This is a genomic window from Arthrobacter sp. 18067, assembly GCF_902706295.1.
Classification (GTDB): Bacteria; Actinomycetota; Actinomycetes; order Actinomycetales; family Micrococcaceae; genus Arthrobacter.
On the sequence record NZ_CACSJJ010000010.1, the window covers coordinates 30,840 to 43,296 of the forward strand.

The window sequence follows — 12,457 nt, forward strand, 5'->3', positions numbered from 1 at the left end:
GCTCATTTCTGCAGAGCCCAGGTGGGCTCGGTGGGTTGGGTGCGGGTGAACGCTTCATTGCGGTGCCGGATCAAGGCCCGGCCTTCGGTACGCAGTTCCTCGATGGTGGACACTCCGAGGAGCATCATGGTGCGGGTCATTTCGGCCCGGAACATTTTCAGGACGTGGGCCACGCCTGCCTCACTGGCCGCAGCCAGCCCGTAAAGGTAGGGGCGGCCGATGGAACAGGCATCAGCGCCGAGGGCCAACGCCTTGACCACGTCCGAACCCCGGCGGATTCCGCCGTCGACGATGATTTCCATCCGACCGGCAGTCTTCTCGATAATGTCCGGAAGGACGTCCAGCGGTGCTGCCATGTGGTCCAACTGCCGTCCGCCATGGTTGCTGACCTGGATGGCGTCGATTCCCATGGCAGCTGCCAGCGCGGCGTCGTTCGCATTCACAACGCCTTTCAGCACGATCGGACCGTTCCAGCGATCCCGCAGGTCCCGGATATCGTCCCAATCGGTGGGCTCATAGGAACCGGCGAGCAGCGTGCGCCACATGTCCGGCGAGCTGGCGAGCGGGCCCTCAGGCACCTCGGCGTCCAGGTTGGGGAAGGCGATCGCGTCATTGGCCAGGAATCCCAGCGCCCACGCGGGGTGCAACATTCCCTCCACAACCGTCTTCGGTTTGATGGACGGCGGGGCGGTGAATCCGTTCCGGTAATCGCGTTCGCGGTGTCCGATGGCCCGGCAATCGACGTTGACCAGCAGGGCTTCGTAACCGGCCTTGGACACCCGGTCCAGGACGGCCTGCAGCAGGCCCTTGTCCGAGGTGGGTTCCAGGTTGAACCATCGGCGAAGTCCCGGCGCCGCGGCGCTGACATCCTCCATGGTGGTGGTGCTCAGGTGGGCCAGACCGTACGGAATGCCTTCGGCAAGCGCTGCACGGGCGACGGCGGACTCACCCTGCGGGTGGAACAGCCGGGTACCGCCTGTGGGTGAGAGAGTCACCGGCATCGAAACGGGTCCGCCCAGAAGGGTTGAGCTGAGGTCGAAGTTGTCCACGGAGCCCCACTTGGGGAGGAAGGACCAATCGTCGAACGATGACCGGTTGCGGCGCAGCGATACCTCGTCTTCACCGCCACCTTCGATGTATTCGAAGATGCTCTTGGGCAGGCGCCTGGCCGCCAGCTTCCGCATGTCCTCCACGCTGTAGCACTTACGCGACAGGCGCTCCGAGACGGATCGGGCCGGTCCCTGCACCGAGGCGAGAGCCTTGATGTCCTTGAGTTTCATGGTGTGTCCTCTGCGTTCCTGCTGGGGTTACCCGCCCAGCTTCTTCCCCAATAGTGACGCAGATCTCCATCTCTCTATATGTGAATTCCTCCACAAGATGGAAAAATCTCTTGTGATAACGTCCATGTATGGACAAAGCAGCGCCGCTTCCCGATCCTCAACAGACAGACCGTTCCCAGTCAGGAATGCAGCAATCCGTGGTGCGGTTGTCCGACTGCATCCAACTCATGCAAGCGGACCTGGTACACGCCAATCCCACGCCGGAGAACCTGGGGCACCCCGTTTCGGATGTGCTGATGTACGACCCCCTGGATAGCTGGTCCAGTGTGGACGACCGCATCATCCTGGCCGTCGGATGCACGTTCGGCTCCCCGGATTTCGACCAACTCCTCCACAGGGCGGCGAACAGCAACGCCGCTGCAGTGATCGTCAAGGCACATGGCGCAAAGATGGAGCAGCTGCGTTCGGCTGCGGTCGGGCACAGCCTGTCCGTACTCGTCGCCCCGGATACAGCGGACTGGACGCGGTTGGTGGCACTGGCCAGGGCATCGGTGATGGGCGCGGCCGCGGATTCGGTGTCAGGAGTACGCCTCGGAGACCTCTACGCTTTTGCCAACGCGGCGGCGTCCATCACCAACGGCGCCGCCAGCATCGTTGATCCGCTCGGCCGCATCCTTGGCTACTCCACGCTTCCCGGCCAACCCATCGATGAGCTCCGGCGCATCACAACGCTCACCCTGGAAGAAACCACGCCACCGGCTTTCGACCAGGACTTCAAGATCGTCTACGCGGCCCCCGGAGCGGTGCTGGTGCAGGCGCCCGACGACGGTATGGCCCGCCTTGCGCTGGCCGTCCGGGCAGGCGGCGAGCTGCTGGGTTCCATCTGGATCATCGACCCGGGTGAGGAGAAACGCGCCACCGCGTTGAATGCACTGGACCGGATGGCGCCCTTGGCCGGGTTGCACATGCTTCACGCACGATCGGCCTCGGACTTTGGCGAACGACGCAATGCCGACCTCATCCGGACCCTTATGGATGACACTCCGCATGCTTCGTTCGCTGCTGCCCAACTGGGCCTGGACACCGCCAACGGCCTGGCCGTGGCAGCCTTTTCCATCGTCCGGCCGGAGACCGGAAGCCTTGAATCGGTACGTGACATCCATCGGCTGCTGCACCTGGTAACCACTGTGTGCAATGTGCAGTTCGGCACCAGCCACAGCGCCTTGATCGGGTCTGTCGTCTACGCACTGCTCCCCTGCAACGGGACTTCGCCTCGGGCATTGCACGGACGGATCATCCAGGAAATTGAGGCGTACTCACACACCATCAGCTCCTTCCCGGTCATCGCCACCGTGGGAGGCATCGCCGAAAGCATCGAGGACCTTGCCAGGTCCAGGTCCGAAGCCATGCAGACCCTGCACCACCTGCTGAACCTGCAGTCACGCGAGGGGAAGGCACGCGGGAAAAAGGCGCCTCGGATTGCGCTCTTCGAAGACTTTCAAATCCCTCTGGACCTGCTGAAAATCGGCGCGTTCATTGAGGACAACGGGCTGGGCGGCTCGGACGGGATCGCCAGGATCCAGGCCCGCGACGCCGAGCAACAAACAGACTACCTGGAGACCCTCCGGGCCTATCTGGCTTCCAACGGCAACATCTCCGCCATGGCCGCCCAACTCCATGTACACAACAACACCGTCCGCTACCGCGTGGCCCGCCTGGCCGAGGACTTCAACCTGGACCTGGCGGACCCGCAGAAACGACTATGGTTGTGGCTGCGCCTGACCACCATGGACCTCGCGGCCAAGTAGCCCCGGACAACCGCCCCCTAACGGATGATCGGGAGGCCCGCCGTCGGGAAGACGCTGGGGAAGATCGACGGCGGCGGGACCGGTACGGTTTCCAGCGGCACCGTGACGGTGTCCGTGCCAACCGTCACGTGGTGGTCCCGCACGTTCAGGCGCAGCGGCTCTTCGCTGTAGTCCGGTCCGCCTGCGAGTGTGAGCGCGATGGAACCCTGCGAAAGATCCACGGCCAGCAAGCGCCCCTGGACCTTGAGCCGGAAGGACAGGCCCTCCCACTCCACCGGCAGACGCGGATCGAAGCGCAGCACCTCGCCCTGGTCCCGCATGCCTGCGAAGCCACATACCAAGGAGCTCCAGATGCCGCCCGTGGAGGCGATGTGGACGCCGTCGATCGTGTTGCCGTGGGAATTGTCCAGGTCTATGAACAATGCCTCGGTGAAGTGCTGCAGGGCGACGTCGCCGTATCCGACCTCGGCCGCCATGATGCCCTGGACGCACGCGGACAGGGTGGAGTCGCCGGTGGTGATGGGATCGTAGAAGTCAAAGGCGCGCTGCTTTTCCTCCGCCGTGAAGTCCTGCCACTGAAGGAACATTGCCAGTACGGTATCGGCCTGCTTGAGGACCTGGTGCCGGTAAATCACCAAAGGGTGGAAGTTCAGCAGCAATGGGTACTTGGACTTGGGGGTGTTCCAGTCCCACGGCTCCAGGGTCATGAAGTCGTTGTCCTGGCTGAACACTTCAAGGTGGGGGTCGTACGGCAGTGACATGCGCTCGGCAGCCTGCCGCCACACCATCCGCTCGGTGTCGGCGATTCCCTCATGCTCCAGGGCGGCAGCGGCACGCAGGTTGAAGCGCGCCATGACGTTTGTGTACAGGTTGTCGTTGACCACGGCCGTGTACTCATCCGGGCCAGTCACGCCGTGGATGTGGAACATGCCGTCCTTGCCAAAGAACCCCAGCGAAGCCCACATGCGTGCTGTTTCAATCAGCAGATCGGCACCCAGCTCGCCACTGAAGGTGTCGTCGCCGCTGGCCCACTGATAACGATTGGCCGCGAAAGCGATGGCCGCGGCGATGTGGAACTGGGCGGTCCCGGCAGCGTAGTAGGCACTGGCCTCAAGCCCGTTGATGGTGCGCCACGGGAACAGCGCACCGTCAACGCTGAGCTCCTTGGCACGCACGCGTGCATCCGGCAGCATGGCATGCCGGGATTCCAGCACCTTCCGGGCACCGCAGGGGTTGGTGTAGGTCAGGTACGGCAGGAGGTAGACCTCCTGATCCCAGAAGTAGTGGCCCTCATAGCCGGATCCGCTGACACCCTTTGCCGGAATACCGGCCACCCCAGCACGTGCAGTGGCCTGCGCCAGCTGGAAGAGTCCCCAGCGAACGGCCTGCTGCATCTCCGGCTGGCCGCCGATGGAGATGTCGGCCGTGGTCCAGTACTGCTCGTAATGCGCCTTGCTTTGCGCCAGGACATCGGCGAAGGAAACGAGGTTGGCTTCCGCATCAGCGGCCAGGCTCTCCCCGCGGTCCTCGGCGTCGCTGGAGCCGGCCACCACGTAACTGACCGACTTCTCAAGACGGAAAGTGTCGCCGTCGTGGATTGCCAAAACGTAGCGCACGGACGAATCGTCCTCGCCCACCAGCGTCTCGAACGGCTGGCCCTCAGCGGAGATCCAGTGATCCACGGCCATGGCTACACGCTGGCGCGATTCGGACGTCTCCCACGCGAGGCGGAGGGAACCGTCGGAACCCTGCAGGTGCAAGGGCAACAGGACGCGGCCGGCGTGCCGGCCGGAGCGGCGCGGGTCGTGGGCCGAGTGGTCCTCCACAGGCTGGTCCTGGCGATTAACGACGCCGGAAGTGATGTCAGCGGACACGTCCCGGTCAGCCGTCAGCGACAGTTCCAGGCCAAGACAACCGCGCGAATCGAACCCGACCGCGCGGCGTTCCACCGTGGTGACCGTGGCGCCCGAACGGCAAGCCCAGGTAATGCTTTCCTCGTAGACGCCTGTGGAAAAGTCCACGCTGCGGTGGTAGTCCACCACTGTGGACTCCGCCAGGCTCAGGGCCTCGCCGTCAATGGACACCGTGAAATTGTTGGCGTCCGGCACGTAGACGATCCGCTGGCCCGTCCGGGCGAAACCGTAAGCATTCTCGGCGTGCTTGATGTCCCAGATCTCATGGAAACCATTGACGAACGTACCGGGAAGTTCGCTGTCCCCGGCCGTTGAATGCGAGCCACGGATACCAAGGTGGCCGTTGCCAAGCGCGAACAGCGTTTCCAGCGTTCCCTCGTCACCGGCGACGTGGATGTTTTCCACGAGCTTCCAGGGCTCGCAGGGGAAGCGCAGCCGATCGGAGCTGATGAGTGCCATGGGCTGTTGAAGTCCTTCGAAAAAGTAGGGTCAGAGAAGATCGTTGAGGTCGTCGACCACCAGCGTGGCGCCGGCGTCGAGCAGGGTCTGCCGGCCTGCTCCGCGGTCCACGCCGATCACGGCGAAGAAGTTTGCACCGGCGCCGGCCTGCACGCCGGACACTGCATCCTCCACCACGATGCATTCCTCCACAGGCACGCCCAGCAGGCTTGCTCCATAGACATACGTGGCCGGGTCCGGCTTACCGGGAAGTCCGACGGCGGCGGCCACCTGACCGTCGACGACAACCTCGAAGTGGTGGTCCAGGCCCGCGGCCTTCAGCACCGCAGGCGCGTTGCGGGAGGAGGACACCACCGCCACCTTGAGTCCCAACTCCACCGCTGCATTGATGAACTTGACCGAGCCCTCATAGGGCTCGACGCCGTGGGTATTCACGATTTCATTGAAAATCGTGTTCTTCCGGTTGCCCAGGCCCTGCACTGTCTCGTTGTCGGGGTCGTCGTGGACCGGGCCTTCGGGCAAGGTAATGCCACGGGATGCCAGGAAATCCCGGACTCCGTCGAAGCGCGGCTTCCCATCGATGTGATCGAAGTAGTCGCTCTCCTGGTAACCCTGCGGATGGCCCGCCTCAGTCAGGTAGCCATCGAACAGTTCCTGCCACGCATGCTCGTGCACCACGGCTGTGGGCGTCAGCACGCCGTCGAGGTCGAACAGCAGCGCAGAAGCGCCCGTCCAGGCATTACGAAGATCAGTCATGTGCAGTATTCCGTTCAGCGCTTGTGGCGCGTGGTTTTGCGTTCGATGAGCTTGGTATCGAGCATGTGGTTGGAGGGTTGATGGGGAGTTTCGATATTCAGCAGGCGTTCACACAGCAGGTTTGCTGCGAAGGCACCTTGGTCTGCGACGGGCTGCGCCACAGTGCTCAGGCCAAGGAACCCGCTCATGGGGTGGTCGTCCATACCGATCACGGACACATTTTTGGGCACGGACAGGCCATGTTCGCGCAACGCGGTCAACGCACCGAACGCGGCCTCATCACAGTGGGCGAACACTGCCGTGGGCCTTGCACCGCGGGAGATGAGTTCTGTCATTGCCCGACGGCCGTCGTCGATGCTTGGCCCGGAACCCACCACAAAGTCCGGGTGGACGGTGAGGTGGTGTTCATCCAGCGCACGCCTGAACCCACGGAACCGTGGGGTCTCAGTCACAACGGGGTGTTCATTGCTCGAGAGAACGGCCAAGTCCCAATGGCCCAGCCCCAGCAGGTGTTGGGTGGCCTGCCAGGCCGCGTGTTCGTCATCGATACCTACATTGTCCCACGGAACATTTCCCATGCCCACGCTGGCCAGCGCAAGCCCGCAGGCTTCCAACGCTTCCACCTCAGCGGGTGCGAGGTCAATATTGAGCAGGAGCAGGCCGTCCACCCTCTGCGCGAGGTTCTCCAGGTCCGAGAAGAACTGCCTCCTTATGGTGGCCTTGTTCCGCAGGCTGACCAGGACCGTGTCGTAGCCGCTGTCGCCGAAGACTTCTTCCGCTGCTTCCACGGCTTGGGCGAAGAACCAGGCCGTGGCCGTTGGTGCAACGATGGCCACGGACCCCGTGCCGCCGCCTGCAAGCCGTGACGCCGCGGCTGAAGCTTTGTAGCCAAGCTTGCTGGCGGCTTCCGCCACCTGTCGCTGTGCTTTTTCAGAAACGTTGGGGAGGTTCCTGAGTGCCCGCGACACCGTGCAAATGGACAATCCGGAGAGGACGGCTACGTCCTGGATCGTCACCCTGTGAGTCCTAACCATGCAACACGGCCTCAGCCCTTTCCATGCTCGCCTGACGCCCTTTGGCGTGAGACCCGACCGGGTCACCAGCCAAAAGTGTAAGCGCTTACAATTTTGTCATTCAATAGAGTGCAGTCGAATGCGAAATTGTGACGCGAATCTCACCAAGGGCTTGATTCCGGAGCCCTGATGCCTTCTAATCCGGGCATTCCATCCGCGGTCAGGCAGCGGACAGGCAGCGGTCAGGCACAGGTCAGGCAGCGGTCAGGCACCGTTCAGGACGTAGTACTTCAGGAATGCACTGACATCCACCAGCTCCGGCGCTTCGATCCTGTGCCCCATGCCCGGATAGCTTCGCGCGGTAAGGGCAACGTTGGCGTCCAACCACTCTTCGGTATGGGCGATCGCGTCCTCGTTGATCACGGGGTCGGCCTTGTCCCGGCCCCAGAAGAACGGTGGCGGGGAATCGAAGGACTCACTCAGGGCGAGGAGGTCGTTGTCCAGGACGAAACCGGACAGGCCGACGGTGGCCTTGAACGCGTCGGGCCGCAAGCGCAGGAGCGTGCTGGCCATCGCCATCCCCTGCGAGTAGCCCAGCAGGCTGACACTGCTGTGGTTGTCCTTGACGGAGTTGATCCAGTTGAACACCGAGTTGGTGGAGGCGATGACGTCGGCGAAGTCGTTTGTCAGGAAGTAGTCCAGCAGGAACCATCCATAATGGTCGCCGATCACTTTGGGACCCCGAAGTGCGGCGCACGTGAAGTCGCCGGGCAGGTGCGGGAAGAGGTCCACCATGCGCTGTTCGCTGGTTCCATAACCGTGCATCATCACCAGCAACGGGGTGCCCTTGCGCTGGTTTTCGGGCTTCGACCACACCACTGAATCCATGGGCACGAGCCTAGTAGACTGGCGCCATGACTCCGCAGGAACTGGCCAACCTGGCCCATCTGCGGCGCGCCCGCGACTTCATCGATCGCGAGTATGCGCGTCCGTTGGATGTGCCCACCATGGCCGCCGGCGCGCTCATGTCTCCTGCGCATTTCTCCCGCCAGTTCAAGGCCGCATATGGCGAATCCCCTTACAACTACCTCATGACCAGGCGGATCGAGCGGGCCATGGCCCTGCTTCGTGCGGGGACCAACGTCACCGATGCCTGCATGGAAGTGGGCTGTACATCGCTGGGTTCCTTCAGTGCGCGCTTCACCGAAATCGTGGGCATCAACCCCAGCGAATACCGCTCCCGTGAGCATCATGCGGTGAAGGCCATGCCCAATTGCATCGCCAAGCAGCAAACCCGCCCTGAAAGAACCAGGAACGGCAACGGCAACAAGAACCTGAGCAGGATTGAAGAAGCGCCCACGTCAAAGCTGCCATAGCGTGTGATTCATGAACATTTCATTGAAGTACGCACACGTCACTGTCAACGATGTCGATGAGTCGCTCGCCTTCTACCGGGACGCCCTGGGCATGGAAGTAAGGAACGATGTCGGCTCCGACGGCCAGCGCTGGGTCACCTTGGGCAGCGACGCCCAGCCCGACCTTGAACTCGTCCTGTCCCCTCCGCACGCCGGCCGCTCCCAGGCCGACGGCGACGCCATCCAGGAACTCCTTACCAAGGGCGTCATGCCGATGCTCGTGTTCAACACGGATGATCTGGACGGCACATTTGAGAAGCTCCGCGCCTCCGGTGCCGAAGTACTCCAGGAACCGATCGACCAGCCGTGGGGCCCTCGCGACTGCGCCTTCCGCGATCCCTCGGGCAATATGATCCGCATCAACCAAGGCTGATTATCCGACGCCGGCCTGCTAGAGACTCAGCAGGCCGGCGTCGGACAGTTCACCGTCCTGATGAGTCGACGCAATGGCGGCGGACACGACGTCGGACAACCGGCGCCGTTGACTGTACGCCTGGCGTTGCAGCCGCTCGCCGCTTCCGCGGCGCAGGATGTTCGCTGCCCCGTCCCGCGCGAGAGCCAGGTCCCCGGCCTCGCTCAAGGCCCGGCGGACGTGTCGGAGCAGGGCGCCCACCACATCCGCGGCGGGATAGGGCCGCTGCTCCTGCGGGTGGAGCAGCTGGTTGTTGATGCCAAACCGGCTGGCTTTCCAGTTCGCCATGCGAATAGCGGGAGTTATGGTGCTCGACGGCGGCCCGCCGCTCCGCCACTCGGCTGCCGCTGTCTCCACCAAGGCACGCGCGATGACCGCAATGGTCAGGGCATCTTCTGCGTAGAGGCAGACGTCGGCGATCCGCACTTCAACTGTGGGGTGTCCCCTGGACAGCCGGGCATCGAAATAGATCATGCCTTCATCCAGCGGAACCCCTGTCTCCAGAAGCTCGGAAAGCACTGCCCGGTAGCCATTGGCAGAACCGAAAACGTCCATGGGTCCGGCCGTGGGCCACCTGTTCCAAATCTGGGTGCGGTAGCTTGCAAAGCCCGTATCGGCCCCCATCCAGAACGGCGAGTTGGCACTCAAAGCCAGGAGCACGGGCAGCCAGTGGCGCATGCGATCGAGGACCGCCACTCCCTCCTCGGGCGAATCGATGGACACATGGACGTGGAAGCCGCACGTGAGCTGCTCCCGCGCTATCAACCCGAACTCGTTACCCATAGTGCTGTACCGCTGGTTGCCCAGAGTAGGCGTGGCATGAAAGACCGGGGGCGTGGCCAGCGCGGCAACCCGCGCACCCAGGGCCCTGGCGGCCTCGTCCGACAACGCCCGTCCGGCACGGATTTCAGCACGAAGCTCGGCCGCAGTTGTGCAGGGGCGTGAATTGACTTCCACCTGCTCCTGCTTGAACTCCGATTTCAGCGTCGCTTCATCAGGGCCGTACTCCCCGCGCCCGGCTTCCTCACTCCGAGGAGCTGCCACATCCAGGATGTCGGCGGCCAGCGCCAACGGCAAGCCGTCCGCGGGATCCGCGATCAGCAGTTCCTCTTCAACACCAAACGTGCGCACAGCCACCCCTCCCCGCGATGAGTTGTTCAGAGACGGCGGTCATCCAACGTGGCGTGGAACCTCCATTTGGAAACCGCAACGGCAATGCAGCACCTGCGTCTGCAAGTAGACCTCCAGGAGGCTGGGGCTTTCCGGATCGTCGGTGGTCCGGGGGGCCTCAATCACCCGTTCGGTGGGGCGTCCCAAGGTCATGGGATCGCCGCAATGGGTGCAGCTGAACCAGAGTCCCGCTGCTGAAGTGGAGAGAAATTCCCGTTGGATCTCCGGTACCAATGACTCCAGGCGGACTGCGTGGGCGTAGAACGTATCGCACTCGCTGCAGGTGTAACTGACTTCGACAACCTCTGACTGATTCGCTTCTGCTTCCACCACTGTTTCCACAAAGATGTAGGAATCAGTGCCGCAAACTGTGCACCAGGGGCGTGCCCCGATATCGGCAGTTGCGGGTTTTGTCCCTCGCGCAGGCTTCGGGACGGGCAGGGATCCAAGCGTCATTGCCATTCTCCTTTTACTACTCCAAGGAGCCTGCATGAATGCACGCGGCGAGCCGGCCGAAAGCGGCCACGGCTAAAAGGTGCAGTTCTTGGACCATCCGGGATGGTGCCATGTCATGAGACTCCAAGGGCTATCTGCTTAACCCACCTAAAATGTAGTTCACCAGTGGCGCGCGTCACAAGTCATGGATTTGCCGGCTTGCGCGCTTTGTGGGCTCAGGCCTCAAAGTGGGCAATGGGAGCCTGCTGCGCCACACTCTTGACCAGCGACTCGGCGACGACCCGCAACTTCTGGTTCCGGGTACTCGAGGCCTTCTTGAGCATCTGGAATGCTTCTTCCTGGGAGCAGCGGTTCTGCCCCATGATGATGCCACAGGCAAGGTCGATGACAGTCCTTGACTGCATGGCCTCCTGGAGGTCATCAGCATGTTGCTGCTTCACGCCTATCCGCACAGCCAACCGCAGGGAGCGCTCGGCCTGGCTGGCGTACAGCTCGCAGTTTTGGATAGTGGCTGCATCGAAGGGATTGACCTGTGGAGCAAAGAAGTTCAAGGCCGCAGTGGCTCCTTCGTCCAACTCCAACGGGACGCAGAGGGCCGAAAGATGACCCCGCTCGGCAATGACCGTGCAGTACTCCTGCCACCGCTCCTCGGTGGCAGTATCGGGAACATGCACGGTTGTGTGGCTTCGCATCGCCTCCAGGCACGGCCCATCCCCGTAGGCCTGCTGAACTTCATCGATCAGCCTGGCCTCGTGGGTGCTGCCGGCCACGGTTGCGGTGCGGCGGCGCCGGCTAAGGGTGATGCCACAGTGAACATTCATGCCAACGGCTTCGGACACGGCCGCAGCCGAGAACACAGCGAGTTCTCCCAGGAATCCGCCCACGTCTTCGCTGTCAATAACAAGGTCCTGCAGCCGCTCAGGCACCGAAACATCGTCAGGCGCTGAGGCAGCATCAGGCAGCGCAAATTCAACGCTCATTTCGTCCATGCCTTAGTTTACGATCGTCCGGGTTCGGCTTGTCACCCCCACGCGAGGGGCCACAAAATCCTTGCATCTGCGGTGCTCCTATGTGCACAATCTAGCTAACAGTCCCCACCACAGGACCCAGGTTTTCAGCTCATGCAGACGGGCGCCCCGCATTTTTTGATGCAGAGGTACACACCCATGCCTGCCCAGCCAGCGTCCAGAGTCCCGGACGAAGCCCACCAACCGCCAGACGAACCCCTTTGGTGCCAGCGCTGCAATACGGACAAGCACCTACTGGTGAACTCCATCCAGTCGCACTATCCACCCGCGCCCAACATGGTTGAAGTCACCTACGAGTGCCATGCCTGCAGGTACGCCTACCAACAGACTGCCTCTGTTCAGAGGGTTGCGGTGATACTGAACCGGCCCGGCGTCTCGCAGGGTGTCCTTCAATTCGGCGGCCAGTACCTGCACTGCGGGGAACCCATGAAAACCAGGAGCTGCGAACTGCGGAGAATCCAGGCCCCTCTTGTCCTGAAGCCTGGCGGACAGCTGCGGATCTACGAAGTACTTATCAACACGCGCGTCCTGGGGTGCCAGTGCGGTTTCCGCATGGAAATACCGGACTGAGGACCAGCGCGCAGCATACAGCGGACACCAGTTTGGAGCTACCAGGAGGGATAGCATGCACGCAGACTCACAGAGGAAAGAATCGTCCACAACAGGTTCCACACCCAGGCCGGCCAGCAGGCACAAACTTCCCGACCCGCCGGATCCGGACAATTTGCCCATTGACTACCGAAGCGC

The 12,457-nt window shown here is 62.7% G+C and carries 12 protein-coding genes; 4 read left to right on the top strand and 8 right to left on the bottom strand.

Annotated features, from left to right (window positions below):
* Positions 1-2: 2 nt before the first annotated feature.
* A complete protein-coding gene (locus GVL04_RS11385) occupies positions 3-1,280 on the bottom strand; it encodes an alpha-hydroxy acid oxidase (protein WP_200846822.1) in 1,278 nt (425 codons plus the stop codon).
* A gap of 128 nt (positions 1,281-1,408) precedes the next feature.
* On the opposite strand from GVL04_RS11385, the gene GVL04_RS11390 reads away from it, so the two are divergent.
* Positions 1,409-3,088, top strand: a complete 1,680-nt coding sequence (locus tag GVL04_RS11390; protein ID WP_235036251.1) for a CdaR family transcriptional regulator — start codon at positions 1,409-1,411, stop codon at positions 3,086-3,088.
* 17 nt (positions 3,089-3,105) lie between these two features.
* Here GVL04_RS11390 and GVL04_RS11395 read toward each other — a convergent pair whose 3' ends face one another.
* The 4 genes from GVL04_RS11395 to GVL04_RS11410 form a co-directional block, all read right to left on the bottom strand.
* Complete coding sequence (locus tag GVL04_RS11395; RefSeq protein ID WP_159704159.1) at positions 3,106-5,460, bottom strand: glycoside hydrolase family 65 protein; 2,355 nt, start codon at positions 5,458-5,460, stop codon at positions 3,106-3,108.
* A gap of 30 nt (positions 5,461-5,490) precedes the next feature.
* Positions 5,491-6,216 carry an HAD family phosphatase gene (locus GVL04_RS11400; RefSeq protein ID WP_200846823.1) on the bottom strand — a complete coding sequence of 242 codons (726 nt, stop codon included), beginning with the start codon at positions 6,214-6,216 and terminating at the stop codon, positions 5,491-5,493.
* Between the two features lie 14 nt (positions 6,217-6,230).
* The gene (locus GVL04_RS11405) at positions 6,231-7,232 is read right to left on the bottom strand and encodes a LacI family DNA-binding transcriptional regulator (protein ID WP_235036252.1); all 1,002 of its coding nucleotides are present in this window, start codon (positions 7,230-7,232) and stop codon (positions 6,231-6,233) included.
* A gap of 261 nt (positions 7,233-7,493) precedes the next feature.
* Entirely contained in the window at positions 7,494-8,117 is a 624-nt protein-coding gene (locus GVL04_RS11410) for an alpha/beta hydrolase (RefSeq protein ID WP_159704164.1), read from the bottom strand.
* A gap of 26 nt (positions 8,118-8,143) precedes the next feature.
* Here GVL04_RS11410 and GVL04_RS11415 point away from each other — a divergent pair, with 26 nt between their 5' ends.
* Both GVL04_RS11415 and GVL04_RS11420 read left to right on the top strand, forming a co-directional pair.
* Entirely contained in the window at positions 8,144-8,605 is a 462-nt protein-coding gene (locus GVL04_RS11415) for a helix-turn-helix transcriptional regulator (protein ID WP_159704167.1), read from the top strand.
* A 10-nt stretch (positions 8,606-8,615) separates the two neighbouring features.
* Positions 8,616-9,017 carry a VOC family protein gene (locus tag GVL04_RS11420; protein WP_159704170.1) on the top strand — a complete coding sequence of 134 codons (402 nt, stop codon included), beginning with the start codon at positions 8,616-8,618 and terminating at the stop codon, positions 9,015-9,017.
* Positions 9,018-9,035: 18 nt separating this feature from the next.
* Here the strand turns inward: GVL04_RS11420 and GVL04_RS11425 are convergent, their stop codons facing one another.
* The 3 genes from GVL04_RS11425 to GVL04_RS11435 all read right to left on the bottom strand — a co-directional run bounded on the left by GVL04_RS11425 (position 9,036) and on the right by GVL04_RS11435 (position 11,671).
* Positions 9,036-10,187, bottom strand: coding sequence for a glutamate--cysteine ligase (locus tag GVL04_RS11425; RefSeq protein ID WP_235036253.1), 1,152 nt, complete (start codon positions 10,185-10,187; stop codon positions 9,036-9,038).
* A gap of 39 nt (positions 10,188-10,226) precedes the next feature.
* Entirely contained in the window at positions 10,227-10,682 is a 456-nt protein-coding gene (locus tag GVL04_RS11430) for a hypothetical protein (RefSeq protein WP_159704176.1), read from the bottom strand.
* Positions 10,683-10,897: 215 nt separating this feature from the next.
* Positions 10,898-11,671 (bottom strand): GAF and ANTAR domain-containing protein, encoded by a 774-nt coding sequence (locus tag GVL04_RS11435; RefSeq protein ID WP_159704179.1) that lies wholly within the window; start codon positions 11,669-11,671, stop codon positions 10,898-10,900.
* 276 nt (positions 11,672-11,947) lie between these two features.
* Between GVL04_RS11435 and GVL04_RS11440 the strand changes: the two genes are divergently transcribed.
* Positions 11,948-12,280: a hypothetical protein gene (locus tag GVL04_RS11440; RefSeq protein ID WP_235036255.1), complete on the top strand. Its 333-nt coding sequence runs from the start codon at positions 11,948-11,950 to the stop codon at positions 12,278-12,280.
* Positions 12,281-12,457: the final 177 nt, after the last annotated feature.

Coding starts and splice junctions, on each gene's coding strand:
- GVL04_RS11385 (WP_200846822.1), bottom strand. CDS start 1,280: ATGAAACTCAAGGACATCAAGGCTCTCGCCTCGGTGCAGGGACCGGCC.
- GVL04_RS11390 (WP_235036251.1), top strand. CDS start 1,409: ATGGACAAAGCAGCGCCGCTTCCCGATCCTCAACAGACAGACCGTTCC.
- GVL04_RS11395 (WP_159704159.1), bottom strand. CDS start 5,460: ATGGCACTCATCAGCTCCGATCGGCTGCGCTTCCCCTGCGAGCCCTGG.
- GVL04_RS11400 (WP_200846823.1), bottom strand. CDS start 6,216: ATGACTGATCTTCGTAATGCCTGGACGGGCGCTTCTGCGCTGCTGTTC.
- GVL04_RS11410 (WP_159704164.1), bottom strand. CDS start 8,117: ATGGATTCAGTGGTGTGGTCGAAGCCCGAAAACCAGCGCAAGGGCACC.
- GVL04_RS11415 (WP_159704167.1), top strand. CDS start 8,144: ATGACTCCGCAGGAACTGGCCAACCTGGCCCATCTGCGGCGCGCCCGC.
- GVL04_RS11420 (WP_159704170.1), top strand. CDS start 8,616: ATGAACATTTCATTGAAGTACGCACACGTCACTGTCAACGATGTCGAT.
- GVL04_RS11430 (WP_159704176.1), bottom strand. CDS start 10,682: ATGACGCTTGGATCCCTGCCCGTCCCGAAGCCTGCGCGAGGGACAAAA.
- GVL04_RS11435 (WP_159704179.1), bottom strand. CDS start 11,671: ATGGACGAAATGAGCGTTGAATTTGCGCTGCCTGATGCTGCCTCAGCG.